This window comes from Hyphomicrobium sp. CS1GBMeth3 (assembly GCF_900117455.1).
Classification (GTDB): domain Bacteria; phylum Pseudomonadota; class Alphaproteobacteria; order Rhizobiales; family Hyphomicrobiaceae; genus Hyphomicrobium_C.
The window spans coordinates 2,033,420-2,057,121 of the sequence record NZ_FPHO01000003.1; the positions used below are offsets into that span (position 1 = coordinate 2,033,420).

Annotated in this window: 25 protein-coding genes, 1 tRNA gene and 1 other RNA gene; 11 read left to right on the top strand and 16 right to left on the bottom strand. The window is 64.5% G+C overall.

The window, feature by feature from the left end; genetic code table 11:
* Nucleotides 1-13 precede the first annotated feature (13 nt).
* From CS1GBM3_RS16925 to CS1GBM3_RS16935, 3 genes are all read right to left on the bottom strand, one after another.
* Complete coding sequence (locus CS1GBM3_RS16925) at nucleotides 14-304, bottom strand: cell division protein FtsL (protein WP_072396709.1); 291 nt, start codon at nucleotides 302-304, stop codon at nucleotides 14-16.
* Between the two features lie 62 nt (nucleotides 305-366).
* Nucleotides 367-1,359 (bottom strand): 16S rRNA (cytosine(1402)-N(4))-methyltransferase RsmH, encoded by a 993-nt coding sequence (gene rsmH / locus CS1GBM3_RS16930; RefSeq protein ID WP_072396711.1) that lies wholly within the window; start codon nucleotides 1,357-1,359, stop codon nucleotides 367-369.
* Nucleotides 1,356-1,847: a division/cell wall cluster transcriptional repressor MraZ gene (locus CS1GBM3_RS16935; RefSeq protein ID WP_072396713.1), complete on the bottom strand. Its 492-nt coding sequence runs from the start codon at nucleotides 1,845-1,847 to the stop codon at nucleotides 1,356-1,358. Before CS1GBM3_RS16935 ends, rsmH begins: the two co-directional genes overlap by 4 nt.
* Before the next feature lie 453 nt (nucleotides 1,848-2,300).
* Between CS1GBM3_RS16935 and CS1GBM3_RS16940 the strand changes: the two genes are divergently transcribed.
* Together CS1GBM3_RS16940 and CS1GBM3_RS16945 are read left to right on the top strand one after the other, a co-directional pair.
* Nucleotides 2,301-3,182: an alpha/beta fold hydrolase gene (locus CS1GBM3_RS16940; RefSeq protein ID WP_171946519.1), complete on the top strand. Its 882-nt coding sequence runs from the start codon at nucleotides 2,301-2,303 to the stop codon at nucleotides 3,180-3,182.
* Between the two features lie 107 nt (nucleotides 3,183-3,289).
* Complete coding sequence (locus tag CS1GBM3_RS16945) at nucleotides 3,290-3,700, top strand: dihydrofolate reductase (RefSeq protein ID WP_072396717.1); 411 nt, start codon at nucleotides 3,290-3,292, stop codon at nucleotides 3,698-3,700.
* Between the two features lie 131 nt (nucleotides 3,701-3,831).
* Here the strand turns inward: CS1GBM3_RS16945 and CS1GBM3_RS16950 are convergent, their stop codons facing one another.
* The 6 genes from CS1GBM3_RS16950 to CS1GBM3_RS16975 form a co-directional block, all read right to left on the bottom strand.
* Entirely contained in the window at nucleotides 3,832-4,113 is a 282-nt protein-coding gene (locus tag CS1GBM3_RS16950) for a hypothetical protein (RefSeq protein WP_072396718.1), read from the bottom strand.
* A gap of 139 nt (nucleotides 4,114-4,252) precedes the next feature.
* Nucleotides 4,253-4,513 (bottom strand): hypothetical protein, encoded by a 261-nt coding sequence (locus tag CS1GBM3_RS16955; RefSeq protein ID WP_072396720.1) that lies wholly within the window; start codon nucleotides 4,511-4,513, stop codon nucleotides 4,253-4,255.
* 156 nt (nucleotides 4,514-4,669) lie between these two features.
* An RNA gene (gene rnpB / locus CS1GBM3_RS16960) (RNase P RNA component class A) lies at nucleotides 4,670-5,051 on the bottom strand.
* 60 nt (nucleotides 5,052-5,111) lie between these two features.
* Complete coding sequence (locus tag CS1GBM3_RS16965; RefSeq protein WP_072396722.1) at nucleotides 5,112-6,476, bottom strand: glycerate kinase; 1,365 nt, start codon at nucleotides 6,474-6,476, stop codon at nucleotides 5,112-5,114.
* Between the two features lie 187 nt (nucleotides 6,477-6,663).
* Complete coding sequence (locus CS1GBM3_RS16970) at nucleotides 6,664-7,449, bottom strand: N-acetylmuramoyl-L-alanine amidase (protein ID WP_083567704.1); 786 nt, start codon at nucleotides 7,447-7,449, stop codon at nucleotides 6,664-6,666.
* Nucleotides 7,446-8,177 carry a molecular chaperone DjiA gene (locus CS1GBM3_RS16975; RefSeq protein ID WP_072396726.1) on the bottom strand — a complete coding sequence of 244 codons (732 nt, stop codon included), beginning with the start codon at nucleotides 8,175-8,177 and terminating at the stop codon, nucleotides 7,446-7,448. The genes CS1GBM3_RS16970 and CS1GBM3_RS16975 overlap by 4 nt, the downstream gene beginning before the upstream one ends.
* 113 nt (nucleotides 8,178-8,290) lie before the next feature.
* Between CS1GBM3_RS16975 and CS1GBM3_RS16980 the strand changes: the two genes are divergently transcribed.
* The 3 genes from CS1GBM3_RS16980 to CS1GBM3_RS16990 all read left to right on the top strand — a co-directional run bounded on the left by CS1GBM3_RS16980 (nucleotide 8,291) and on the right by CS1GBM3_RS16990 (nucleotide 13,179).
* Nucleotides 8,291-11,938, top strand: coding sequence for a hydantoinase B/oxoprolinase family protein (locus CS1GBM3_RS16980; protein WP_072396728.1), 3,648 nt, complete (start codon nucleotides 8,291-8,293; stop codon nucleotides 11,936-11,938).
* Nucleotides 11,939-12,066: 128 nt separating this feature from the next.
* A complete protein-coding gene (locus CS1GBM3_RS16985) occupies nucleotides 12,067-12,375 on the top strand; it encodes a hypothetical protein (protein ID WP_072396730.1) in 309 nt (102 codons plus the stop codon).
* Between the two features lie 90 nt (nucleotides 12,376-12,465).
* Nucleotides 12,466-13,179, top strand: a complete 714-nt coding sequence (locus CS1GBM3_RS16990) for a protein-L-isoaspartate(D-aspartate) O-methyltransferase (protein ID WP_139247957.1) — start codon at nucleotides 12,466-12,468, stop codon at nucleotides 13,177-13,179.
* A 21-nt stretch (nucleotides 13,180-13,200) separates the two neighbouring features.
* Here the strand turns inward: CS1GBM3_RS16990 and CS1GBM3_RS16995 are convergent, their stop codons facing one another.
* On the bottom strand, nucleotides 13,201-13,776 hold the full coding sequence (locus CS1GBM3_RS16995; RefSeq protein ID WP_072396732.1) for an SAM-dependent methyltransferase: 576 nt from the start codon (nucleotides 13,774-13,776) through the stop codon (nucleotides 13,201-13,203).
* Nucleotides 13,777-14,015: 239 nt separating this feature from the next.
* On the opposite strand from CS1GBM3_RS16995, the gene CS1GBM3_RS17000 reads away from it, so the two are divergent.
* The gene (locus tag CS1GBM3_RS17000; protein ID WP_083567709.1) at nucleotides 14,016-14,852 is read left to right on the top strand and encodes a pentapeptide repeat-containing protein; all 837 of its coding nucleotides are present in this window, start codon (nucleotides 14,016-14,018) and stop codon (nucleotides 14,850-14,852) included.
* Here CS1GBM3_RS17000 and CS1GBM3_RS17005 read toward each other — a convergent pair.
* The 3 genes from CS1GBM3_RS17005 to CS1GBM3_RS17015 form a co-directional block, all read right to left on the bottom strand.
* Nucleotides 14,849-15,643 carry an ATP-binding protein gene (locus CS1GBM3_RS17005; RefSeq protein WP_072396733.1) on the bottom strand — a complete coding sequence of 265 codons (795 nt, stop codon included), beginning with the start codon at nucleotides 15,641-15,643 and terminating at the stop codon, nucleotides 14,849-14,851. The genes CS1GBM3_RS17000 and CS1GBM3_RS17005 overlap by 4 nt on opposite strands.
* A gap of 162 nt (nucleotides 15,644-15,805) precedes the next feature.
* Nucleotides 15,806-16,270 carry a DUF2852 domain-containing protein gene (locus CS1GBM3_RS17010; RefSeq protein WP_072396735.1) on the bottom strand — a complete coding sequence of 155 codons (465 nt, stop codon included), beginning with the start codon at nucleotides 16,268-16,270 and terminating at the stop codon, nucleotides 15,806-15,808.
* 128 nt (nucleotides 16,271-16,398) lie between these two features.
* Entirely contained in the window at nucleotides 16,399-16,860 is a 462-nt protein-coding gene (locus tag CS1GBM3_RS17015; RefSeq protein WP_072396737.1) for a MarR family winged helix-turn-helix transcriptional regulator, read from the bottom strand.
* Between the two features lie 192 nt (nucleotides 16,861-17,052).
* On the opposite strand from CS1GBM3_RS17015, the gene CS1GBM3_RS17020 reads away from it, so the two are divergent.
* Nucleotides 17,053-17,877, top strand: coding sequence for an alpha/beta fold hydrolase (locus CS1GBM3_RS17020; RefSeq protein ID WP_072396739.1), 825 nt, complete (start codon nucleotides 17,053-17,055; stop codon nucleotides 17,875-17,877).
* 45 nt (nucleotides 17,878-17,922) lie between these two features.
* Here the strand turns inward: CS1GBM3_RS17020 and CS1GBM3_RS17025 are convergent, their stop codons facing one another.
* Nucleotides 17,923-20,112 (bottom strand): putative bifunctional diguanylate cyclase/phosphodiesterase, encoded by a 2,190-nt coding sequence (locus CS1GBM3_RS17025; RefSeq protein ID WP_072397618.1) that lies wholly within the window; start codon nucleotides 20,110-20,112, stop codon nucleotides 17,923-17,925.
* A gap of 260 nt (nucleotides 20,113-20,372) precedes the next feature.
* Between CS1GBM3_RS17025 and CS1GBM3_RS17030 the strand changes: the two genes are divergently transcribed.
* The 3 genes from CS1GBM3_RS17030 (at nucleotide 20,373) to CS1GBM3_RS17040 (ending at nucleotide 21,877) form a co-directional block, all read left to right on the top strand.
* Nucleotides 20,373-20,924, top strand: coding sequence for a thioredoxin family protein (locus CS1GBM3_RS17030; protein ID WP_072396740.1), 552 nt, complete (start codon nucleotides 20,373-20,375; stop codon nucleotides 20,922-20,924).
* A 47-nt stretch (nucleotides 20,925-20,971) separates the two neighbouring features.
* Nucleotides 20,972-21,727 carry a ceramidase domain-containing protein gene (locus CS1GBM3_RS17035; RefSeq protein ID WP_072396741.1) on the top strand — a complete coding sequence of 252 codons (756 nt, stop codon included), beginning with the start codon at nucleotides 20,972-20,974 and terminating at the stop codon, nucleotides 21,725-21,727.
* A 63-nt stretch (nucleotides 21,728-21,790) separates the two neighbouring features.
* Nucleotides 21,791-21,877: transfer RNA gene (locus tag CS1GBM3_RS17040), tRNA-Leu, on the top strand.
* A 173-nt stretch (nucleotides 21,878-22,050) separates the two neighbouring features.
* Here the strand turns inward: CS1GBM3_RS17040 and CS1GBM3_RS17045 are convergent.
* Nucleotides 22,051-22,689, bottom strand: a complete 639-nt coding sequence (locus tag CS1GBM3_RS17045; RefSeq protein ID WP_072396742.1) for an NrsF family protein — start codon at nucleotides 22,687-22,689, stop codon at nucleotides 22,051-22,053.
* On the bottom strand, nucleotides 22,686-23,231 hold the full coding sequence (locus CS1GBM3_RS17050; protein WP_072396743.1) for a sigma-70 family RNA polymerase sigma factor: 546 nt from the start codon (nucleotides 23,229-23,231) through the stop codon (nucleotides 22,686-22,688). Before CS1GBM3_RS17050 ends, CS1GBM3_RS17045 begins: the two co-directional genes overlap by 4 nt.
* A 165-nt stretch (nucleotides 23,232-23,396) precedes the next feature.
* Between CS1GBM3_RS17050 and CS1GBM3_RS17055 the strand changes: the two genes are divergently transcribed.
* Complete coding sequence (locus tag CS1GBM3_RS17055) at nucleotides 23,397-23,675, top strand: pentapeptide MXKDX repeat protein (protein ID WP_072396744.1); 279 nt, start codon at nucleotides 23,397-23,399, stop codon at nucleotides 23,673-23,675.
* Nucleotides 23,676-23,702: the final 27 nt, after the last annotated feature.

Below are 23,702 nucleotides of genomic sequence, written 5' to 3' on the forward strand. Positions count from 1 at the left end.
CTCGGCTCTGCGATCAGCGTGCGATCGCGCCCGTCAGGATGTTGCTTTCACCGGCCGGATCGACGATCTGGCCGTCTGCCATCGGCACGAGACCCTGAGCCCGTGCCAGCGGCTCGATGCGCCCGGGCCTCGCCAGATGCGCGCGCTCCGCCTTGAGGATCGAGATATCGGAGCGGGTGCGGTCGGCGAGCCGCTGTTGCGCCGTAACGCGTGCCTCGAGTTGGCGGGTCTCGTAGCTGAGCCCGTAAAGCAGAAAGGCGCTCGAGATGGCCAGAAACGCGGCCGAGACTGTAATCGGGTGCATCGGATCGACCTCAACCAACGAAATACCAAGTCAAGACGACGGCAGGTGCGTGGGGGCTTTCGTTAACGCGCGTCCCACGCTGGAGCGTCCGTTCGGACCCCAACGCGCAATCGCGCTGAGCGGGCCCGCGGGTTCGCATCCGTTTCCATTTTGTTAGGTTTAACGCCTCGAGTGTTAACAATTCGGAAACTCGGCGGGCGCTCCGGCGTGCTCGGACCCGGCAAATACCGCGAAGTTCCAGCACTTTTTCCGGATCGCTCCTGCAGAAAATGCTTAACGATACGGTCCTCAAGAGAATGAAAAGTAACCACAATTAACCGTCCGCTGGGCTTGAGAAGCCTCTCGGCTGCCGAGAGCACTCGCTCGAGTTCACCCAGCTCGTCGTTAACGTGAATGCGCAACGCCTGGAACGTGCGTGTGGCCGGATGCTTCTCGTCGCCGCGCGGTCGGCCGAGCACGCGCTCGACGAGATTGGCGAGTTCTTTCGTGGTCGAAAAAGGCTTCTCTGCGCGCGCCTTGACGATGGCCCGCGCGATGGCCCGCGAGCGCCGCTCCTCGCCGAGCTCGTAGAGGATGTTGGCGAGATCCTCCTCCTCGGCGTGATTGACGACGTCGGCCGCCGAGGGGCCTTCCTGCGACATGCGCATGTCGAGCGGACCCTCGCGCAGGAACGAGAATCCGCGCGCCGCATCGTCAAGCTGCATCGACGACACGCCAATGTCGAGCACGACGCCATCGACACGATCGACGCCTTCTTCGCGCGCCGCGTGCTCCATGTCGCTGAAGGTCGTGGGAACGAGGCTCAGGCGTCCGCCGAACGCGGCGACGAGTGGCTGTCCATTGGAGAAGGCTGTGGGATCGCGCTCAATCGCGATCACGCGGCAGTCGGCCGCCTCGAGAATGGCGCGGGAATACCCTCCCGCGCCGAACGTGCCGTCAATGTAGGTCTCGCCGTCCGCCGGCTTGAGCGCCTGCAGCACTTCTGAAAGCAGCACGGGAATGTGTGCCCGCACGTCCTGCCCCACCGGTCCCTTCCCGGTGTTCGAGGGCGTCATTCCCGTGCTCCTTCAGTGCCACCGCCCCTGCGGTGACCGCTCCCCGCGCCGAAAAGTTTTCTGTGCTCTTGAGCTTTTTCGCGGGCCCGCGTGCGGCGTTCTTCGAACGCGTGAGGGGCCCACATCTGAAACTTGTCGCCAAGGCCGACAAATGTGACGTGATCCTGAAGATCGGCGTGGCGGCGAAGCGTTTCAGGAAGGACGATGCGCCCGTCGCCATCGATGCCGAGAACCTGGACGTCGCCGTAGAGGGCGACAGAGAGCTCGTCCCGCTCGTCCGAATAGTCCGGCAAGCCCGAGAGAAGCCCGTCGATCTTTTTCGCAAGTCTCTCGCCGCCTGCATCAAGGGCCGGAGAGTCGATCGCGGGGTAGCAATAGATGCCGCCGGGATATCCGTCGCGCTCGAGCACGGCTCGGAAAGGCGCAGGAATGGAGACGCGTCCCTTGGCGTCGATCTTGTTTGTGAATGTCGAGACAAAGCGGTCCATCCCTTCTTCGAGCCTCGCTCAATCACGCAAACTTCAGGAACGCTTCGCAGGACTGTCCAAAATCTCACGCGAGGCCTGATGGGCCTCGCTTAGTGCCCGCGCCCCGGGCTGGGCCGTGGCGGTCGCTCGGTGCTTCGGCCCTCTCTCGAAGCAGGCGCCACGACCACGAGCCCGTGCCCGGTGCGGTCGGGCTTATATGGGATGACATGGTTCGCTATGGGCGTCAATGGATCCTTAAGGAGTTAACAGGGCCAAAGCCCCATTTTTTGGGGGTCTCGACGACCCGCCAGGGGTCGGACCCAGGCGGGTCAACCGAGGCCAAATCGGTGTACGATCGCGATCCAGGCGGTTCGGATGGAGCAGCGGGTGCGGAAGCGGCAGCCTCGGGTGGGAACGACGGGGGTCGGTCGCGTGGCGGTCGTCGCTGCCCTGGTCGCTCTCATGGGGACCGCAGTGCCGACTTCCAACTTGGCGGCACCCCAGGTGCCCCCGGACAAGGGCAACCGCATCTCGATCCAGGCGCCCGGCCACGAGCCCGTGACCCTCTATTACGAGGAGCAGGGTGCCGGGCCGCCACTGCTCCTATTACATGGGCTCGGCGAGAGTATTTTCACGTGGCGCGAGATCTTGCCGGCGCTGACCGCCAGCCATCGCGTCATCGCGCTCGACCTCAAGGGATTCGGCCGCTCGGATAAGCCCGACGATAGAGCTTACTCGGCCGACGATCAGGCGGCCCTCGTCGCGCAGTTCATCGTCAAACAGGACCTGAGAGACCTGACGCTCGTGGGCCATTCCTTCGGCGGCACCGTCGCGCTGCGCACGGCGCTGACTGATGGCATCGCCGGCACGGCGCGTATCCGCCGCATCGCGGTGATCGGTGCCCCGGCCTTGCCGCACACGGCCGCGAGCCACCTCGATCTCGTCATGACGCCGGTCGTCCCGGATGCAATGACGGGAATCCTGCCGGCAAAAGCAATGGCGCGCCTGCTGCTCCGGGAGGCCATGGGCGGGCGCGAGCCGAGCGAGCGCCTCGTGGAAGGTTACGCCGCGCCATATCGCGACGAGGGCGCCATGCGCGCCTTCCTCGCCACCGCGCGCTCGATCGTGGGCGAGCGGGATGCCGATGCCGTAGCCGCACGCTACCGCGCGGTCCGGCAGCCGGTGCTTATCGTCTGGTGCCGCGAGGACCCCATCGTGCCGCTGCGCTCGGGGAAACGCCTTGCGGCGGCGCTGCCCCGCGACCGCCTGGCCATTCTCGAAGGCTGTCATCACCTGCCTCAGCACGAGCGCCCGCGCCAGCTCGTCCGCACGCTGACACGTTTTCTAGGCAGGTGAGAAGGTGAGCGTCTGCGTGCCCTTGAGCGCGCGTCGCGGATCAACTACCAGTCTCGCACGTTGTGAACCAAGCGAACCGAGGACGCGGGCAAGCCGCGAGAGCATGAATGGCTGACGTGCGCTGCATCTGCGCGATCGGACTGAGCGGACAATTGGGACTTGGCGGGCAGTTGCCCTGGGAAGGCGACCCGCGTCCCGAGTTTCGGGCCGATGTGGAGCGCTTTTTTGAGATCACGCGCGGCCACGTGCTGCTCGCCGGACCGAAGACCATCGCTTCAGTGCCGGAGTTCGCCTATGCGGAGCGCACCATTCGCGCGATACGCTCGCATGAGAAGCCGGACGACGTCCTCGCCGAATACAAGGACCGCGTCGTCTTCATAGGCGGCGGCCCGCCTGTGTGGGACGTCTACGCGCCTTACATCATGCATTGGGACATCACGCGGCTGCCGTACGACGGCCCCGCCGATCGTTGGTTCGACCCCAAGTGGCTGCTGACCGGCAAAGGCCGCCCGCTCTAGCGCGGGCGTGAGATACAAACTATTGAGCCCGGAGGGCTCGGGAGCAAGGCGACCCGTCTCGGCGGAGCCGAGCTTCGCTCGGACGCTGAGCGCCGCCCCCGCGGAGCCCGCCGCGCGGGCGTGAGCGCAAATCAATCGTCGTCGCACTCGATCGTCTCTCTGTAGCGTCCGCGCCGCCATTCCCGTTCGACCTCGCAAGAGCCGCCGTAATAGGCGGGCTCGTCGACGAAGTACGCACCATAGGGAATGTAGACCTCGTCGACCGGCGCCCGGTACGGCCGACCGTAATGCGCGCGATACTCGCCGCGCCAGTGCTGGATCTCGTAGGTGCCGTCGTCATACCAATCGCCACCGGCGGAGGCGGGCAACGCGGACGCGGCGATCAGAACAAGGGCAGTCGCAATGCGAGACATGGGACGATGCTCCTCGGTTGACTGCCCCCCTAAACGCGCGGGGAAGCAGGAAGGTCCGCCTGGAGCACCTTGGAGTTTCGACGGCAAGCACGGCGAAACAAAATGAAAACGGCGGCCTTTGGGGCCGCCGTTTGGTTCATCAGTCGCGGCGCGGGGCGCGGCACTTGATCGATTCTTCGTAATCGCCGTCTTTCTCCCAGCGGCGATAGATCTTGCACGGCCCATCGCGGTAACGCTCCTTCACGTCACGGCCCATCGGGCCGTAATGGGCGCTGATCCGCTCGTAGAGGCTCGGGCCAGGGCCGACCGGCGCCGGCTCCTTGTAGCTGTCATGTTCGGCGAGGGCCGGGGCCGCACCGAGCATGAGAGCGGCAGCCAGAGGCAGGATCGCTTTCATCATCCGTTTTTCCTTCTTGTAGTGACAGAACGGGGGGTTAACGCACGCCGCGGCGGATAGTTGAGCCGCTGCGCACGAATTGAAAGATTGGAGAGCTAAAACAAGACTATGGCGATTGTGCATCGCACGCGAGGTGAGGCAAAAAGAGGCGGGGAAAGAATTGTCAGCCGGCCTGTAAGCCGGGTTCTGTCGGGAACGGCCATTCATCTGGGACGCCCATTGCTGGACGCCTCGAGCAACCAACCCGGGTGACGGGCGTGAAGACGCGCCTTCGTGCCGGGTTTCCCCGCACGTGGCCACCCCTATTTGGTCTTGCTCCGGGTGGGGTTTGCCGTGCCGCTCCTGTTACCAGTCGCGCGGTGCGCTCTTACCGCACCGTTTCACCCTTACCACGCCGGGCCGAAGCCCGCCGGGCGGTCTGTTTTCTGTGGCACTTTCCCTGGGGTCGCCCCCGGCGGCCGTTAGCCGCCACCCTGTCTCCATGGAGCCCGGACTTTCCTCCACCGCCCCACGGGGCGGCAGCGGCCGTCCGGCCGGCTGACGAGGGAGATAAGGCGTTTTACGGCGCCAACGTCAAGGGCATGAGGCCCTGGCGCCGCATTTAGCTGCTTGGGTGCAGGCGCTGACGGCGGCGCTGCGCAAGCGCGACAGCCTCCCGGGTGAGCCCCTTGACGCGTTTGGCGCGCAGAAGCGGCCGCACCGGCTTGTTCCGCTGCAGCACAGGCTGCACGAACGCCGGAGCCTGTGCCCCGTTGAGCTTGCTGCTGTCCGCGGCGCCTTGAGGAGCCGCCGCCTCGGCGTTGGCCGAGACCCCGGCTGCCGCCACCTGCCGGCCGACAAGGATCAGGCGAGCCACACGCTCGGCCGCATCCCGCAGATATTGCTGCGACTTCTGGATCGCGACATCGAGCGGCATCGCATTCGGCGTCGCGCTCTCGATGGCATCGATGCCGTGCTGGAACACGCCGTTGGCGTCGTCCGCGAGGCCGCCGCCGATGGCGATCACCGGCACACCATGCCGGCGCGCCGAAGCCGCCACGCCCGAAGGGGTCTTGCCGAAGGCGGTCTGGAAGTCGACGCGTCCCTCGCCCGTGATGGCGAGCGAAGCGCCGCGCATGTGCTCGTCGAGCTTCGTCGCCTCGACTACGAGCTCGACTCCACGCTTCATCGTCGCGTTTGCAAACGCCAGAAGTCCGGCACCCATGCCGCCGCCGGCACCGGCGCCCGGCCGCTCCGCGACGTCGGCATGCAGGTCGCGCTTCATCAGCGCAGCAAGGTGCCCGAGATTGCGGTCGAGCTTTTGCACCATCTCCGGCGTCGCGCCCTTCTGCGGTCCATAGACGGCAGAGGCGCCCTTTTCGCCGGTGAGCGGATTGGTGACGTCGCAGGCGACGCTGATCGCGACACGCGCCAGCCCCGGATTGATCCAGCGGCTGTCGATGGCATAGATCTCGTCGAGCTGGCCGCCGCCGAGAGGCTCGGTGAACGGCGCGCCGTTCTGATCAATGAAGCGCACGCCAAGCGCCTGCGCGAAGCCGACGCCGCCGTCGTTGGTGGCCGATCCGCCAAGCCCAATGATGATTTCTTCGACGCCGCGGTTGATGGCGTCCGCAACCAGCTCGCCCGTCCCGAACGTGGTGGCGCGCAGCGGGTCGCGCTCCGCCTTCGGCACCAGTGGTAGACCGGAGGCCTCGGCCATCTCGATCACCGCCGTGCGTCCGTCGCCGAGCAGTCCGTAGGATGCAAGAACCTTCTGGCCGAGTGGCCCCGTCACGGCGCATTTGACGATGCGCCCGCCCGTGGCGTCGACCAGGGATTGAACCGTTCCTTCGCCGCCGTCCGCCATCGGGACTTTGATGTAGTCCGCATCGGGCCACACGCGGCGCAACCCCGCCTCGAGCTCGCTCGCCACCTCGAGAGAGGTCAGGTTCTCCTTGAAGGAGTCCGGGGCGATGACGATTTTCATGAAGGCGTTTCCCCTTGATTTTATTTTAACCGGCCAATCGGATTTATTTTTCGCCGGCCATCGTCCCACAATGCAACAAACAGACGCGGCAAGCCGTGCCCTTCGCGGCCCTGCCGTCCCCTCGCACGAGTGTATGAGGAATCCAAGTCTAAGCCGTTTACAACGCGAATTTAATTGTCACGATTAATCACGCGATCCGGTCATCTTTGAGACCGGCCGCCTCCAGCCGCGACAGGGTGTCCAGGGTGGAGTGGTCGAGCCGGCCGTCGCAGCAGCATGGACGGAAATGAAGCTGGAAGGCGCGCAGCACGGTCTGCAACTCGGGGTCGAAAATGCCGTCCCGTTCGACCTTATAGCCATAGCCGGAAAGGAGCGCCCGCGCCCGCTCGACTACCTGGCCGCGGCTCCCGAGCGGCACGCCCGCGTCGTCGCCGCCGAGAGGGGTCGGCGCAACCCAGTGGCCCACGCCCTGCTGGGCGAGCCAGGCCCAGTCGAACTTCTCGCCGGGATCGATCTTCCGCCCGGGCGCAATATCGGAGTGGGCGAGCACGCGCTGTGGGAGAATACCGTGGCGCCCGATGATGTCGCGCGACAGCGCTGCCACGGCTTCCATCTGCGCCTCCGGGAAATCCGGATAGCCGAGCATGTGTCCAGGGTTCTGGATTTCGATGCCGACCGAGGCCGAGTTGATGTCCGTTTCGCCGGCCCAGGAGGATACGCCGGCGTGCCAGGCGCGCGCCTCCTCGGCGACCATCTGGATGATGCGCCCGTCCTCGTCGACCACATAATGGCAGGACACCTTGCAGTCGGGCCGCGACAGCACGTCGAGCGCGCGGTCCACCGTCGGCAGACCCGTGTAGTGCAGGACCAGGATCGACGGCGCATAGCCGGGCTTGCGCGGCTCGATGTTGGGAGAGGGATAAAGATCCGCGACCAGGAAGCTGTCTGGCCGCGCGATGACGCCGACGCTCACGCCCGCTCTCCCTCGAGTCTTTGCGCCGATGCGATCGCCTCGTAGGCCGCGTTGATCGCCGCGAGCTTGACGGTCGCGGCTTTGACGAGGGCGGCCTGCGCATCGCGCGCCGTGAGCCGGTCAGGATGGAAGCGCTGCACGAGCACGAGGTAGCGCGAGCGGATCTCCTGCTGCGATGCCGACCGCTCCACACCCAGGATGTCGTAGTAGGGATCGGTCATGTCACGCACGAACGGCGCGCGAATGCGCTTGAACTCGTCGCACGAGACGCCGAAAGCATGGCCCACCGTTCTGAGGAACGCTTCCTCCGCGGGATGCAGGATGCCGTCCGCGCAGGCGACCATCAGCAGGCATTCCAGCACATTGATCTTGAGGTCCGGCTCGTCCTTCAGCATGCGCGCGATGCTCGCGGCATAGATCTCGAAACCGGCCGTATCCTGGCTGGCCTGTTGATAGAGCCTGCGGATGCGCGGCACCTCGTCGGGTGTGGGCTCGAGGAAGCGCTCGAAGGTCTGGCATTCGACAACGACCGCCACGCCGTCAGCCTTCGCCATCTTGGCCGCAAGCGCGATGATCGCGGCAGAGAAAGCAGCCGTCTGATGAGCGGGCTTGGGCCGCACGAGGCGCGCGAGCCCCGGCCACCAGGGGGCGACAAGGTTCGCAAGGCGTGTCCGAAGGCCCTGGCTCGGGGCGGGCTCGAGGTAGCTGGTAAGGCAGTCGAGAGGCATGCTGATTTCATACCCGGTTCCGTGCGCCGGCAGAAGGACGTGGACTAAATTTCATGATCCACGATTGACGCAGCGCGGCCCCGCCGATAGCCAGCGACCAGCGGGAGGATACGATGGCACTGGGCGAGGGTGGCTGGCAGTTCTGGGTCGATCGCGGCGGCACCTTCACCGACGTCGTCGCCGTGGCACCATCAGGACACGTCTCGGCCCTGAAGCTGCTTTCCGAAGCGCCCGGCCTTTACGATGACGCCGCCATCGCCGGGATACGCCGTATTCTGGGCCTCGCGCCGGATGCGCCGATCCCCTCCGAGCGCCTGCGCACGGTAAAGATCGGCACCACCGTTGCCACCAACGCGCTGCTCGAGCGCAAGGGCGCACCGGCCGCGCTCGTCATCACCGCTGGTTTGGAAGATCAACTCGAGATCGGCACGCAGGCCCGTCCCGACATCTTCGCGCGGCGCATCGTAAAACCCGACATGCTGTACCGGCGCGTGATCGGCGCCACCGAGCGCGTCGGCGCTGACGGCACGGTCGAGACGCCGCTCGACACAGACGCGCTCGCGCGCGATCTCGCCGCTGCGCGCCGTGACGGCATCGAAAGCGTCGCCATCGTTTTCATGCACGCCTATGCGTTCCCGGAGCACGAGCGGCAGGCCGCGGCATTGGCCCGCGAGGCGGGGTTCTCACAAATCTCCGTCAGCCACGAGGTGGCGCCGCTGATCAAGATCGTGCCGCGCGGTGATACGACCGTGGCCGATGCGTACCTGTCTCCGGTGCTGCGCCGCTACACGGATGGTGTGGCCCGCGCCTTCAGCGACGGCCTTGAGACGCGGTTGATGTTCATGGCGTCGTCCGGAGGCTTGAAGACGCGCGCGCATTTTCACGGCCGCGACGCGATTTTATCCGGCCCCGCAGGTGGCGTCGTTGGCATGGCGGAGACGGCGAGGCTCGCGGGCTTCACCCGCGTCATCGGCTTCGATATGGGGGGCACCTCGACGGACGTCGCGCATTTCGCGGGCGACTACGAGCGTACGTTCGAGACCGAGGTCGCAGGCGTGCGCCTCTGCGTACCAATGCTGCGCATCCACACGGTGGCTGCAGGCGGTGGCTCGATCCTGTCTTTCGACGGTGGCCGATTGCGTGTCGGACCTGAAAGCGCCGGCGCAGACCCCGGTCCCATGTGCTATCGGCGCGGTGGCCCGTTGACAGTGACCGACGCCAACGTCGTGCTCGGCAAGCTCGATCCCGCGTTCCTGCCGAAGGTCTTCGGCCCATCGGGAGACGCGCCGATCGACGCCGAAGCCCCGCGCACAGCGTTTGCGGGGCTGGCCCGCGTGATGGGCGGTGATCGTTCGGCCGAGGACGTCGCCGACGGGGCCATTCGCATCGCGGTGGAGAACATGGCCAAGGCCGTGAAGCGCATCTCCGTGGCGCGCGGCTACGACGTTTCGAACTACGTGCTGAACGGCTTTGGCTCGGCCGCCGGCCAGCACGTCTGCCTGATGGCCGACACGCTCGGCATGCGCCAGATCCTGATCCATCCGCTGTCGGGCCTGCTTTCCGCCTATGGCATCGGCCTGTCGTCGGTGCGTGCCAGTCGGGAACGTTCGCTCGAAGCACCGCTCGACCACGCGGGTCTCGCTGCGGCCCGTGCGCTTGCCGTGTCCATGGCGACAGAAGCAGCCGACGAGGTCAGAGCGCAAGGCGCCGCAGGCGAAACCATTTGCACCACGCTGCGCCTCCATCTTCGTTACGAAGCAACGGACGTGGCACTGCCGATACCCCTAACCCCTCCCCCCAAGGGGGAGGGGCATGACGCCGAGATCATTGCGGATCTCCGGCGTGCGTTCGAGGCCCTCCACGCACAGCGCTTCGGTTTCGTTTCGCCGGAGAAGCGTGTCGTAATCGCACTCGTCGAGGCCGAAGCGGAGGCACGAAGCGACGAGCCGATCCTAGCGAACGGCGAGGGCGAACGGCCATCTGCTGCGCCGCTCTCGCACACGCGCTTTTATTCGCAGGGCGCTTGGCATGACGCGGACGTCTGGAGTCGGGATGCGCTCGCCGTGGGACAGACCATCGCTGGCCCCGCGATCGTGATAGAAGCCAACCAGACCGTCGTCATCGAGCCCGCCTGGTCGGCTGAGAGGACAGAGCGTGGTGATCTCGTGCTGACGCGCGTGAGCGTTGATAAGTCACGCCAGAAAATCGGCCGCGAGGCGGATCCCGTCCTGCTCGAAGTCTTCGGTAACTTGTTCATGGGCATCGCCGAGGAGATGGGCGAGGCGCTGCGGGCCACCGCGCAGTCCGTCAACATCAAGGAGCGTCTCGACTTCTCCTGCGCCGTGTTCGATCGTGCCGGCCGCCTCGTTGCCAACGCACCGCACGTGCCCGTGCACCTCGGCAGCATGGAGAGCGCTGTCGAGACGGTCATCCGCAGGCGCGGCGACGCCCTGAGGCCGGGCGACGTGTACATGTTGAATGCGCCCTACGCGGGCGGCACGCACTTGCCGGATATCACCGTCGTCACCCCGGTGTTCCTCGAGGCCACGCCAGCGCCCGTCTTCTATGTCGCGAGCCGCGGCCACCACGCCGACATCGGCGGCACCGCGCCAGGATCCATGAGTCCCGACGCGACGACCATCGAGGAAGAAGGCGTCTACATCGATTGCGAGCCGCTCGTCAGCGAGAACCGCTTTCTCGAAGCGGAGACGCTGGCTTTGCTCACGGGCGCGCGCTATCCGGCCCGCAACCCGGCGCAGAACATCGCCGACCTAAAGGCACAGGTCGCCGCCAACTCGCGCGGTCGCGGCGAGCTCCTGCGCCTCGTTTCCGAGTTCGGCGTCGACGTGGTGACGAGCTACATGGACCACGTGCAGGCCAACGCCGAGGAAGCCGTGTGCGCCCTGATAGGTCGCTTGAACGACGGGCACTTCCGCGTCGAGACCGACGGCGGTTGGGCCATCGAGGTGCGTGTCACGGTTGATCGCGCGCGCCGCGCGGCGACGATCGACTTCACCGGCACCTCGCCGCAGCAGCCGACCAACGTCAACGCGCCAGAGCCTGTCGTGCGCGCCGCTGTGCTCTATGTCATCCGCGTTCTGCTCGACGCGCCGATCCCGCTCAATGCCGGGTGTCTACGCCCCATCGAGATCATTGTGCCCGACGGATCGATGCTGAAACCCGCATATCCCGCCGCTGTCGTGGCTGGCAATGTCGAGACCAGCCAGGTCATCGTCAACGCGCTGTTTGCAGCGCTCGACGTGCTGGGCTCGGCGCAGGGCACGATGAATAACCTGACCTTCGGCAACGACCGCGTTCAGTACTACGAGACGATCTGCTCAGGCGCCCCGGCCGGGTTCGAAAGTGACGGTACGGGTTTTGATGGCACCGCCGCCGTGCACGTCCACATGACCAACACGCGCCTGACCGACCCGGAGATCCTCGAAGCGCGCTATCCTGTCCGCCTTGAGCGTTTCGCGATCCGTCGCAGCTCGGGCGGCAAAGGGCGCTGGACCAGCGGCGACGGCACGCTGCGCGTCATCCGGTTCCTGGAGCCAATGCGGTGTTCGATCCTGTCGGGCTTCCGCAAGGTACGACCATTCGGCCTTGCAGGCGGCGCGCCGGGCGAGGCGGGCCGCAACGCCATCCTGCGCTGCAACGGCACCATCGAGGAGCTGCCAGGGGCCGCGAGCGCCGCGCTCCAAGCGGGCGATGCAATTCTCATTGCAACACCCACCGGCGGCGGTGTCGGCATAGCCTGACACAGGCGGCCTGGATCACGCGTCAGCATTTTGTTTAGCAAGCGCGGAGATCAGGCTGAATAAATCGCATCCGGGGACGTTAGCTTGATGAGCGCTTCATGCGGGAAGCGCGCCGCGGATGTCATGTCATGGGCAAGATCATCAAGCTGCAGCCGCGCGACCCCTTTACCTCGGGGCACGGCAAACCCGATGAGCGGGCATCGGATGCTGACTCGATCGAACAGGCCACGCAGCGCCTCATCGAAACGGTCGCGCAATTGATCCAGACGCTGGAAACCAGCCACCGGCGCATACGCGTCCTGATCGACTCGATCCCGGACCCCGAGGCGTCCGCGCGCCTCGCCAGGGATCATGCGATGCTGTCGGCCGCGCTTCGGGACGCGAAAGAAAAGGCGATTTCCATCGGTCTCGCCGAGACTGACGACGAGAAGTCCTGAGCTTCAAGCCGCGCAGGCGGCGACGCGTATCGATTTCCGCGTTCGAGCGTCCTATGTTCCCCCTGACGCAGGCAGTGGGGCGCAACCACCATGCGAGCGCTAATCTCGGCCATAGCTTTGCTCGGCCTCTCGGTGTCCGCGCTGTCGTCCGAGTTCGTCGATGCGCGACGCCAGATGGTCGAGGAAATCAAGACCATGGCGGCGACGGTGGCGCGCGAGACCGGCGTCGCGCAGTTCAGCCCGGAGGTGCTCGCGGCCATGGAGACCGTGCCGCGTCACGCATTCGTGCCCGCCGATCAGCGCGACGCTGCCTATAGAAACCGCCCTCTCCCTGTCGGCCATGGGCAGACGATCTCACAGCCCTTCATCGTCGCCATGATGACCGAGCTTCTGCGCGTCAGGCCGTCGGATAGGATTCTAGAGGTCGGCACCGGCTCGGGGTACCAGGCCGCGGTTCTCGCCAAGCTCGCACGTGACGTCTATTCGATCGAGATCGTTCGCGCGCTCGGCGAGACGGCCGCCGCGGCGTTGAAACGCGAAGGCTTCGACAACGTGACGACGAAGATCGGAGACGGCTATCAGGGGTGGCCGGAGTACGCGCCGTTCGATGGCATCATGGTGACCGCGGCCCCGGACCACATCCCACCTGAGCTGATCGACCAGCTGAAGCCCGGCGGGCGCCTCGTGATCCCGGTCGGTGATCTCGTGCAGGACTTGATGGTCGTCGAGAAGAAGCGGGACGGCACCACGACGAGCACGGCTGTCGTGCCCGTGCGCTTCGTGCCGTTGACACGCGAGAAGTAGTACCCGCAGGGCTCCTCGCATTTATGGCGCAGGCGTCGCGCGTTTGGCGGTCACCCCCACGACCCACATATAGATCGGCTTGCCGTCGACCAACTCGCTGCGCACCGGCTCCCAGTCGCCCATGCTCCAGCCGTACGAAAGGATGCGCGTGCCGGGCTTGAGCGCCTGCAGCCGCGGCTTGAGTTTCAGGTTGACCGAGCCGAGCAGGAACATCGTGATCACGGTCGCCTCGCCGAGATCGGTCTCGAACAGGTCTTGCTCGCGAAACGTCACTTTGTTGGTGAGGCGTTCCTGTTTGGCATTTTCGTTGGCCTGCTGCACACGCGCCGCATCGAGGTCGACGCCAAGGGCGCGGGCACCGTAGAGCTTGGCGGCCGTGATCGGAATGCGTCCATCGCCGGATCCGAGGTCGATCAGGATGTCATCACCCGTGAGCCCGGCCATCTCGAGCATCTTCTCGACGGCCGGCTGCGGCGTCGGAAAGTAGGGCACGTCGAGATCCTGAGCTCTGGCGGTCGTCGTAAGGCAGGCGAGGACCAGGGCCGCAAAAGGAATCCAGCCGCGCGTCCCCTGCGACGCGGGCGCAGAAATGCGCATGGGGGCATCTCCCGTGACTATTCTTTTTCGTTTATCCGGTGCCTTTCCCATGCTCCGGCGGAGCTGTGTATCGGGCAACCCCCTAAGAGGCCTTCCGGAAGGGCATGAGACGGCTTTCTGTCCCTAAGCGCGCCGAAACCGAGCGTCGTTCCAATAGCCGACTTGCCGGAACCGCTCGAACCGGGAATTATTTGTTAATTGAAGCTGCGGCTGGCGGGTCGCGGCGGAGAATGCAGATCATGGCGGCTTGTCTCCTGAGGCGGATGATGGCGTGCGCGCTGGCGCTCGTTGCGGCAGCGACGATGGCGTTGGCCGCCGACGAGAACGTCTCGCCCGAGGCCGACTTCACGGCTCGCGAGATCACGCAGCAGCTCTTCAACGCCAAACCGGGAGAGCGGTTGAATTACGCCGGGCGCGACTTGACCTACCTCGACCTGTCGGGTCTCGATTTCAAGCAGGCACGGATGGCCCGCTCCGACCTCTACGGCGTCGATTTTACGGCGGCCGATCTCAAGGGCGCCGACCTGTCGCAAGCGCGGCTGGACCGCGCGGTTCTGATCAAGGCAGATCTCTCGGGGGCAGATCTCAGTGGCGCCACGATCTTCCGCCCCACGGTCTATTCAGACATGCACAACAGCTACGCTGATGCGCCGCGCTTTGCGGGCGCAAATTTGACGGGCATCCGCGTGCAGGCAGACCTTTCTGGCGCCGACTTTCGCGGTGCCAACTTGACGCGTGCGGATTTCAGTCCGCTCGAGGCCCGTCCCGGCCAGGGCACTCTTGTCACGCTGCCGCGCAACGTGCTGAAGTCGTGCGACTTCTCGGGAGCGATCCTGCGCGACGCCGACCTGACGCGCAGCGTGCTTATGTTCTCGAGCATGGTAGGCGCGGATCTCAGGGGCGCGCGTCTGATCGAAGCCGATCTGTCGAAGGTGGACTTTTCCGGTGCCGATCTGACAGGAGCCGATGTCGCCGGCGCTGATTTCGATGGCGCCAACTTGGCCGGCGTAAAAGGGCTCGCGAGCGTCAGTGGCCTCGACCGCGCTGTGAATTTCGACAAAGCCTTTAAACACTAGGACGCTTTGGCCAGCTCGAGCGTGTTGTCGGCGACCAGCGGCAGACGTAGCGTGAAGCGTGCCCCGCCGAGCGGCGAGCATCCTATGACCACGTCTCCCCTATGCGCCCGTGCGATCTGCCTGGCAATGACGACATCGGCCAAGCATGGGGCGTGGCACGCAGGTGGCGTCGCCATGTGGTAGCGCCACTCGAGCACCTCCGCGCGCACAGATTTGGGAACGCCGGGACCGTCGTCGTCCACGTGCACGACGAGCGCCGACGTGCCGGAATCGCAAGAAAGAACCGCGCGCGCCGCGCCGCTCATGAGCGCATTCTCGATCAGAATTTCGAGCGCACGCGTCAACGCCTCGCGGCTTGCAAGCGTGAAGATCGGACGCGTCGGCGAGCTGCTCAGGCACAGGCGGGCGTAGGTCTTGCCCGCAATCACGTCGGTGACGAGGGCGGGAATGTCGACGGTCTCGAACCGATCGACGACAGGAATGGCGCGCGCGAACTTCAGCACGTTGCCGAGCCTCACGATCTGGTCGTCGAGGCCTCCTGCCGGACCATCTGCACCGCTCTGCTTTTTGGCTTCGACTGATCCGACGATAGCGCGACGAAACAGAAAAGAGATCGCACGAAGCGCGCTGCGCGATTCGCCTGCCAGATAGATGCCCGCAACCAGAGCCAGCAGTACATAGGGACCGATGGTGCGGGCGACGTCGAAGGCACCCTCGCCCGCGAGGAGGGCGAGAGAAACCAAGCCGAGAACAACGAGGATGCAGCCTGCAACCCCGTAGCGGGCGGGCATCGGTGAATCTCCGTGACGGGAAAAATCCGCCAATGCTCAATGTCTAGCGCGAGCGGAATGAGAAATCGTTACTTGCGCACTGCCGGCGCGCGGCCATGCGCACGCAACAAAAAGCCGGCCCCGCGGGGGCCGGCTCTGTCATATATAGGATGAAGGTCAGACTCAGGTCTGCGGTTGCGGCGCAGGACCGTCCTGCGGGCCATCGGGCGTGGGGCCTTCGGGCCGGGTCTTCCGGTCAGCCATGAACTGGTCGAACTCCTCACGATCCTTGGCAAGGCGAAGCCGCTCCAGAAACTCGCGAAACTCACGCTGCTCATCCTCGAGGCGCTTCAGAGTCGCCTCGCGATATTCGTCAAAAGCCCGGTTGCCGGAAGGCGGAAAACTGCCGCGCCAGGCATCGCCACCGCGCTGTTCCCACTTTTCGGCGAAGCGTCGCTGCCAGCGGCCACGCTCACCGTGCGAGCTGCAACTCCAACCGCGTCCCCATCCATGTCCCATACGTCCACTCCAGAGCAAAAATGCCAGGACGGCCAGTCCCAGCGGCCAAAAGACGATGAAGCTGAGCACCATGAGGCCGAGCCATGCCGGCCGGCCCAACTCGTCGAGCTTCAGAACCATGTCATGCATGCGCCTTGGTCCTCATGTGAATGTTTATCACATTAACATAGGTGGGACAGAACAGATCTTTCGTCAAGAGGGGAGATGGCTGGTTTTGTGAAGTAGACAAGGGTGCCGACGGCCTCGGCGCCCCGCGCCTACGCTTTTTCTACCGCCATCACGTTATTGCGCACGGCGTTGATCTCGGCGTTGAGCCGCTCGACGTCGTCCCGACCGCAACCGAACGCCTTCAGCATGTGCCGGGGAACATCCGCGAGCTTGGCACGCAACTCCTCGCCTTTCTTGGTCAGAAAAACGCAAACTTGCCGCTCGTCGTCCGGGTCGCGGGCGCGCCGCACATAACCAGCCGCCTCCAGCCGCTTGAGCAGCGGGGTGAGCGTGCTGGATTCGAGGAACAACTCGTCGCCGATGCTGCCCACTGTGCGCCCGTCGCGATCCCAAAGCACGATCATCACGAGGTACTGTGGGTAGGTGAGGCCATGTTTGTCCAACAGCGGCTTGTAGGCGCGCGTGATGGCATGGTTCGCCGAGTAGATCGAAAAACACAAGGCGTTGTTGAGCTTTAGGGTGTCCGCGGGCATGGTTCGGGCCTCCTCCATTCATTGTCCCCATATATAAATCGCGCGCGATTTAATCGCAAGCGCTTGACAATGGAAGCCTCAGTGCGTAATTAGATCGTGCGCGATTAAATCGAGCAGAAATTAAATCGAATAGCGATGTCCCAACAGGGCCTCGCGGCTTGGAACAAAGCGGACCAGCCGGTCCGCAGAAGCAGCGTAAGGAGACCGGTCATGGCTACGTTCACCACCCGAGATGGCGTCGAGATCTATTACAAGGACTGGGGCAAGGGGCAGCCCGTCGTGTTCAGCCATGGTTGGCCGTTGAACTCGGACAGCTGGGAAAGCCAGATGCTCCATCTCGCGAGCAACGGCTTCCGCACCATCGCCCATGACCGGCGCGGCCACGGTCGCTCGAGCCAGCCCTGGGACGGCAACGACATGGATCACTACGCCGACGACCTGGCGCAGCTGATAGAGAAGCTCGACCTGCGCGATGTCATTCTTATCGGCTTCTCGACCGGCGGCGGCGAGGTGACGCGCTACATCGCGCGCCATGGAACGTCGCGCGTAGCCAAGGTGGCGCTCGTATCCGCCGTTCCGCCGCTCATGGTGAAAACCGCTGACAATTCCGACGGTCTGCCAATCGAGGTGTTCGACGGCATCCGCGCCGGCTCGATCGCCGATCGATCGCAGCTCTACAAAGACATCGCCTCCGGCCCGTTCTTTGGCTTCAACCGGCCGGGCGCGAAGGTCTCTCAGGGTTCGATCGACAGCTTCTGGCGTCAGGGCATGCAGGGCGGTCACAAGAGCACCTACGACAGCATCAAGGCATTCTCGGAGACCGACTTCCGGGGGGATCTCAAGAAGTTCGACGTGCCGACGCTGATCGTGCACGGCGACGACGACCAGATCGTGCCAATCGGCGCCGCGGGCCTCGCGTCGGCCAAGATCGTGAAGCATGCCGAGCTCAAAGTGTATCCTGGCGCGCCGCACGGCATCACCGATACGCATAAAGATCAGCTCAACGCCGATCTTCTCGCGTTTGCCAGGAGCTAACCACGCACGATCGTCCGCCGGTCGCGAAAAGCGGCCGGCGGCGTGTTAGGCCGCTTCTATATCAGAAGATTTCTGAGCGTTTCTCTTGGTGGCGAGCAGCTCGACCATTCTGAGCGCCGATACCGGATGAGACAAGAGGTGGCCCTGCAGGTCGTCGCATCCGACGGCAATCAGGAACTCCTGCTGTTGCCGTGTTTCAACGCCCTCGGCAGTGACCGAAACGCCGACGGCATGCGCCATCGTCACGATGGCCTGGATAATCGAGTTGGACTGCGCCGACTCGCCGATCGCGTGCACGAACGATCGATCGATCTTGATCCGATCCACTTCGAGCCGCATCAGGTAGCTTAACGAGGAATAGCCGGTTCCGAAGTCGTCGAGCGCGAGCTTCACGCCCGCGTTCCGGAGCGTAGTAAGGTTGCGCGTCGAGATGTCCGAGCAGCCGATCAGCGAGCTTTCCGTGATCTCGATTTCGAGCTGATCCGGCGGCATGCCGACGTCGTCGAGAACGAGGAGAACGCGCTCGGCGAAATCAGCTTGCCGGAGCTGGATGGGCGACACATTGACGGAGACCCTGTCGAGCTCCCACGCGCGAGCGGCGGTGCACGCGCGTCTGAGCACGAAGTCTCCGAGTGGATTGATCAGGCCGCAGTCCTCGGCGATGCTGATGAAAGTATAAGGCGAGATCGAGCCCATCCGCGGATGATACCAGCGAAGCAGAGCCTCGACTCCGGTCACCGTGAGGCGGTCTGCGCAGAAAAGCGGTTGGAACACCACGTCGAGCTCGGAGCCAGAAGCGAGGGCCCGGCCAAGGGCCGTCTCGAGCTCGCGGCGCTGTTGCACGGCGTGGCTCATGTCATCGGAGAAGAATTCGAAACCGAGGCCGCCATTCCGCTTCGCCTGGTAAAGCGCGATGTCGGCTTTGCGCGCAAGCTCGCTGCGGTCGAGCCCGGCGCCCGGCGCCACGGCGACGCCGATGCTGATGCCGACGCGCGCCTGTCCACCGAGCACATCGAACGGTGCCGTCGCGGCGGCGACAATGTTGCGGCACAGCGCTTCTACCTCGTGTCGCCCGTGCATGTCGCGCATCACGATGGCGAACTCATCGCCGCCGATGCGCGCCAACGTGTCGCCGGGGCGCAGGTTGCTCTTGAGCTTTGCCGCCAAGTCGCGGATGAGGGCATCGCCAGCCGCATGCCCGAGAGAATCGTTGACCTGCTTGAACCGATCGAGATCGAGGAACATCAGCGCCAGCTGTCCGCCGCCATTGCGAATCTCGGCGAGCGCCATTTCGAGACGCTCGTTGAAATAGGCGCGGTTCGCGAGTCCTGTCAGCGTGTCATGGAACGCGAGATGCTTGGCCTGCGCCTCGCTCGACATGAGTTCGGTGTAGGCGCGGCCCAAGCGTCGGATCAGGAACCAAATGGCCAGCCCGATGCCGGCGAGGCCTGCTGCCATCACCGGCAGCACTTTTGCAAGAATGCCTCGGCCCGGTAGGTCGGGAACCCAAACGAAGCTGCCTAGAATTTCGCCAGCCTCGGTCTTGAGCGGATAGGATTGCTCCAGCGTCGTGATTTTTCCAGAGCGCGAGAATCGCACGCCATCGAGAAGATAGGCCTGGGCGAGATCTTGAAGGAAGCTGCTGTCGAGAAAGCGGACGCTCGCGATCAGGCGCTCGGTTCCGCGTTCCTGGACAACTGCGTCAGAGTGAGGAACGAGCACCATGACGCTGACGACGGCAGGCCGTCCTTCGACGAAGCCCGTATCCTGAGCGCGTGGGATGCGCATCTTGCCCGCTTCGTAGGCGGTGAGCGCGCCGGTAGCGATGCGATCTCTGACTTGCGTGGCCAGCCGGGTGATGACCTCGGAGGAAGTCCAGGTATCAAGAGGTCCCTTTTTACCATCGACCATAGCGTAACGAGGCCGGTTCACCGCGTCGAGCAGCGCGACACGATCGTGCTTGAAGTAGTCGTGCATCCACACGCCGAGATTGACGTCCACCCACTCCTCGTTAATGGGATCCCGCGTATTCGTGACCGCGTCATCCCAGTAGGCGACGCTCTCCTGATCGTAGGAAATCTTCTCCGCACTCGTCTTGACGGCATAGCCGACGATCTGGAAAAGCCGGTTCTTGGCGACGTTGTCGGCCTCTATCGCAGACCAGAGCGCGACCCCCAGCACGAGCACGGCAGCCGACACCACCGTGAGCACGCTGCCGATTGCAAGCGTGCGCATGGGATAATTGGTAGCGGCCGCACCAACGGCCGCGGCTGAATCGGACGCTTGAGACGCAGGCACGGCGGATTTGTCCGGAAATTGAAACACGGGATTGAACATACGGGCTCTATTGTTAAGAAAGCCGTGCCGTCTGAGGTAAATTCGGAGCTAACGAGCGGCCGGCGTTGGCACAGCTCCGTGCTTCGGACTGCGGATTCCCGGCTTGCGCCGCTTAACGGAACGCGGGAAAAGATCCCCGCAATCGAGGAGCAAAGCTGATGCCGACCCCGTCCGTTTTTCGTAACCCGCGAGCACACTTTACTCTTGTGGCGGCGACCCTCTCGCTCCTTGTCTCTGTCGCTGCGGGCCAGCGCTCCGTGGCGGCTCAGCAGCCGAACATGGCCGAGCAATGGAACGGAGGCGAGATCGCCTGGCGCGACGTCGGCCCCGGAATCCAGGAGGCGAGCCGCACCGGCCAGCCTGTCGTCATGCTCTTTCACGCCTCATGGTGCGGATCGTGTCGCCGCTACCGCGCGGTTTGGAAGGATCCCGGCGTTGTCGCTGCGTCAAAAAACTTCGTCATGATCCTGGTCGATGTGGACAAGCATCCGGATGCCAACGGCGCCTTCTCGCCCGACGGCACGTACGTGCCACGCACGATCTTCTACACGGCCGAGGGCGACGTGATGAAAGACGCCGTGGGCAAGGACACGCAATACCCGCACACCATCGACCTCGACGATCCGACCGAGCTGCGCACGTTGATGCAGAAGGCGGCCAGCCAAGCAGCGACCCGGGCGCCAGAGCCCCATCGCCGCGCCGAGAACTGAGTTCCGTCTGCTGGACCTCTACGCCTTTCGGACCGACAGCCCGCCTCATGAATCTCAGCGAAAAACTGTTTTTCTATTGCGAGCGTGGCCAGGATCCCGCCTTCTGGGCAGAGCCCCTGAATGCGGTGAGCAATGCAGCGTTTCTGATCGCCGCACTGGTCGCCGCCGCGCTCTACCTGGCAGAGCCAGCCGGTCGTCGTTCCATTGCAGCGGCGTTTTTGATCGCGCTGACGTTCGTGATCGGCATCGGCAGTTTCCTGTTTCACACTTACGCAACGCGGTGGGCCTCCCTGGCCGACACCATCCCGATCGCGCTGTTCATGCTGGCATACGTCGCCTTCGCCCTGCGTCGCTTCCTCGGTTTCAACTGGGTTCTGGTCGCAATTGGCTTAGCGGCCTTCTTTGTATCGTTCCGCTATGCCGGCTCGGTGCAGTGCGATTACGGTAAGCTGCTTCCGATCACGGCGCTGAGGGGCGCCCGCTGCATGAACGGCACCGTCGCCTATGCGCCGGCATTTGTCGCGCTGATCGGCACCGGTTTCGCGCTGGTCGCCTTGCGGCATCCGGCCGGTCGCCTTCTGGTGCTGGCTTCCGGCGTGTTCCTGGTCTCGATGACGTTCCGTACGCTTGACATTGAATGGTGTGACCTGACCCGCATCGCGCACCGCGTTTGCGGCACGCATTTCCTGTGGCACATCCTGAACGGGCTGACGCTCTACATCCTGCTTCGGGCGGCGATCCGCCATGGTGCGCCGCGGCAATTAACCGGGGAGAGCGGCGCGCCTGAGCCAAGCGCATCTTGAGCCGGCGCCCGCCGCAGCGCATAAAGGCGCCCGGCAGTTCGGCAGCCCGACAGCCTCGATCTTGCGGACGTGGTGGAATTGGTAGACACACAGGACTTAAAATCCTGAGACGGCAACGTCGTGTGGGTTCGAGTCCCACCGTCCGCACCACCGGCATGAACAATTGATCCGCAACCTCGGGCAGGTGCGAGCCCGGTCGCGTCGAGCGAGCGTTGAGATGGCGCTTCAGATCCTTGTTGAGCGCTAAACTCGACACCGGCTGCTGCACGGTGCGTCGTTATCGTTCCCAAACGTCCGCGCCGGAGATCCTGACCCTCAGATAATCACCAGCGCAAAGCCCAGCGTCCGGCCAACGCGCCGGTGGCAGCCGCCGTGAAAATCCCTAGGCTGTACCAAAGCGTGAGGAATGGCAGTCCGGACTCCGTACAGTGAAACGAGTAGATCCACGCGCCGAGTGCGCCGGCCATGAGACCGCCCGCGAGGCCAGCTAGCGGCAAGTTGGTCGGCGCCATGCGACGCAGGAAGGCGAGGCACCCTACGAGCAGCGGAACCGATAGAGCCAGGATATAGAACGGACATACGAGCGCAGACGAGCCCATGACGAGTGCCCGTCGCTCTTCAAGCGGTGCCGTTGCGTAATTGATGCCGGCAGCAATCATTAGCGCCAGCAGGACTGGAGGCACCAGACCAAGCGCCGTGCGTCCGGTCTCGCCGGGCCGCGCCACCCGTGACACCGCCCAGGCGCCAAGGATCCCCAACGCCAGCGTGTAGCCAAACTTGACCCAGAAGTTTGCCGTCGTAACTGCTGCGGCCAAGTCGGGTCGAATGCCGAGCCACGAAATCATCATGATCGTTGTGAGTGCAAGGCCCGACAGGGCGGTGAGCCCGAGCCGCCTTTGCACCGCGTTCGTCGGAACGGGGTGCAGATCGTCTGCCAAGCGTGCGATCAAATCGTTCGTCATTGCTTTCCTCCGAAGCGGCCGAGCAATGACTTCAGCCCGCGATGCACCGCGACCTTGACTGCCGATTCCGACATGCCCGTCGATGCGGCGACCTCGGCGACCGACCGTCCTTCGATCTTGACGCGCCGGATCAGCCCTCTGGTCCTTTCCGGCAGAGTGTCCAATGCAGCCGCGAGATCTGCGGCAGGCGCGGCCAGGCTATCGTCAGCGATGAAGTCTGCGACGTCGTCGATCGGCACGTGGCTCATTCTCCGCGACCGACGCATCAGGTCGATCAGCTTATAGCGCGCAATCGCATACGCCCATGCGGTGAAGGCCCGTTTGGGGTCGTAGGTCATGCGGCGCGTATGCACGGCCAAGAGCGTCTCCTGCACCAGATCGTCGACGTGAGGCGACAGGTCGTCCCGAAGGCGCCTGCGGTAGTAGCGGCCGAGGTGCTCCGAGAGTTGGCCGAGCAGATCGCGGTAGGCGGCCGCGTCGCCGGCCAACGAGGCCAGCATGAGCGAACGGAGCCTGTCTTCCAATGCCGGCAAATCGCTCATGAGAGGATATTCGCTCTCCGGCAGAAAAGGTTACGGGGCTGCGGCGCCAGCGGCCCGATATTTCTGTCCGCATGTAACCCGGGGTGAGCCGGCTGCGAACTACGGGTCATGGCGTGCGCGCCGGCCATGAGGTCCGGGTGGTCACGTCCAACTCGCAGGTAAGTCATGACCCCCTCGATCCGCAAGATCTTTCTCGCCTTTGCCGTCTCCAGCGCTCTCGCCACGGCTGGCACGGCCCATGCCGAGGACAGCATGGGCAAGTCTGACGACACCATGAAACAGGACAGCATGGGATCCGATGCCATGAAGACCGATAGCATGGATAAGGACACCATGAAGTCCGACACCACGGAGGAGGGCACGATGTCGAAGGACGAGATGTCCAAGGACACCATGGGCTCCGACAGCATGTCCACGGATTCAATGGCAACGGACAAGAAGTAATAGCGCCGCCCCGCGGCGCTGCATTCC

Excerpts from the sequence above, each read along its gene's own strand:
- CS1GBM3_RS16925 (WP_072396709.1), bottom strand. The coding sequence starts at position 304 with ATGCACCCGATTACAGTCTCGGCCGCGTTTCTGGCCATCTCGAGCGCC.
- rsmH (WP_072396711.1), bottom strand. The coding sequence starts at position 1,359 with ATGACGCCCTCGAACACCGGGAAGGGACCGGTGGGGCAGGACGTGCGG.
- CS1GBM3_RS16935 (WP_072396713.1), bottom strand. The coding sequence starts at position 1,847 with ATGGACCGCTTTGTCTCGACATTCACAAACAAGATCGACGCCAAGGGA.
- CS1GBM3_RS16945 (WP_072396717.1), top strand. The coding sequence starts at position 3,290 with ATGGCTGACGTGCGCTGCATCTGCGCGATCGGACTGAGCGGACAATTG.
- CS1GBM3_RS16950 (WP_072396718.1), bottom strand. The coding sequence starts at position 4,113 with ATGTCTCGCATTGCGACTGCCCTTGTTCTGATCGCCGCGTCCGCGTTG.
- CS1GBM3_RS16955 (WP_072396720.1), bottom strand. The coding sequence starts at position 4,513 with ATGATGAAAGCGATCCTGCCTCTGGCTGCCGCTCTCATGCTCGGTGCG.
- CS1GBM3_RS16965 (WP_072396722.1), bottom strand. The coding sequence starts at position 6,476 with ATGAAAATCGTCATCGCCCCGGACTCCTTCAAGGAGAACCTGACCTCT.
- CS1GBM3_RS16975 (WP_072396726.1), bottom strand. The coding sequence starts at position 8,177 with ATGCCTCTCGACTGCCTTACCAGCTACCTCGAGCCCGCCCCGAGCCAG.
- CS1GBM3_RS16980 (WP_072396728.1), top strand. The coding sequence starts at position 8,291 with ATGGCACTGGGCGAGGGTGGCTGGCAGTTCTGGGTCGATCGCGGCGGC.
- CS1GBM3_RS16985 (WP_072396730.1), top strand. The coding sequence starts at position 12,067 with ATGGGCAAGATCATCAAGCTGCAGCCGCGCGACCCCTTTACCTCGGGG.
- CS1GBM3_RS16990 (WP_139247957.1), top strand. The coding sequence starts at position 12,466 with ATGCGAGCGCTAATCTCGGCCATAGCTTTGCTCGGCCTCTCGGTGTCC.
- CS1GBM3_RS16995 (WP_072396732.1), bottom strand. The coding sequence starts at position 13,776 with ATGCGCATTTCTGCGCCCGCGTCGCAGGGGACGCGCGGCTGGATTCCT.
- CS1GBM3_RS17000 (WP_083567709.1), top strand. The coding sequence starts at position 14,016 with ATGGCGGCTTGTCTCCTGAGGCGGATGATGGCGTGCGCGCTGGCGCTC.
- CS1GBM3_RS17005 (WP_072396733.1), bottom strand. The coding sequence starts at position 15,643 with ATGCCCGCCCGCTACGGGGTTGCAGGCTGCATCCTCGTTGTTCTCGGC.
- CS1GBM3_RS17010 (WP_072396735.1), bottom strand. The coding sequence starts at position 16,270 with ATGCATGACATGGTTCTGAAGCTCGACGAGTTGGGCCGGCCGGCATGG.
- CS1GBM3_RS17015 (WP_072396737.1), bottom strand. The coding sequence starts at position 16,860 with ATGGAGGAGGCCCGAACCATGCCCGCGGACACCCTAAAGCTCAACAAC.
- CS1GBM3_RS17020 (WP_072396739.1), top strand. The coding sequence starts at position 17,053 with ATGGCTACGTTCACCACCCGAGATGGCGTCGAGATCTATTACAAGGAC.
- CS1GBM3_RS17025 (WP_072397618.1), bottom strand. The coding sequence starts at position 20,112 with ATGCGCACGCTTGCAATCGGCAGCGTGCTCACGGTGGTGTCGGCTGCC.
- CS1GBM3_RS17030 (WP_072396740.1), top strand. The coding sequence starts at position 20,373 with ATGCCGACCCCGTCCGTTTTTCGTAACCCGCGAGCACACTTTACTCTT.
- CS1GBM3_RS17035 (WP_072396741.1), top strand. The coding sequence starts at position 20,972 with ATGAATCTCAGCGAAAAACTGTTTTTCTATTGCGAGCGTGGCCAGGAT.
- CS1GBM3_RS17045 (WP_072396742.1), bottom strand. The coding sequence starts at position 22,689 with ATGACGAACGATTTGATCGCACGCTTGGCAGACGATCTGCACCCCGTT.
- CS1GBM3_RS17050 (WP_072396743.1), bottom strand. The coding sequence starts at position 23,231 with ATGAGCGATTTGCCGGCATTGGAAGACAGGCTCCGTTCGCTCATGCTG.
- CS1GBM3_RS17055 (WP_072396744.1), top strand. The coding sequence starts at position 23,397 with ATGACCCCCTCGATCCGCAAGATCTTTCTCGCCTTTGCCGTCTCCAGC.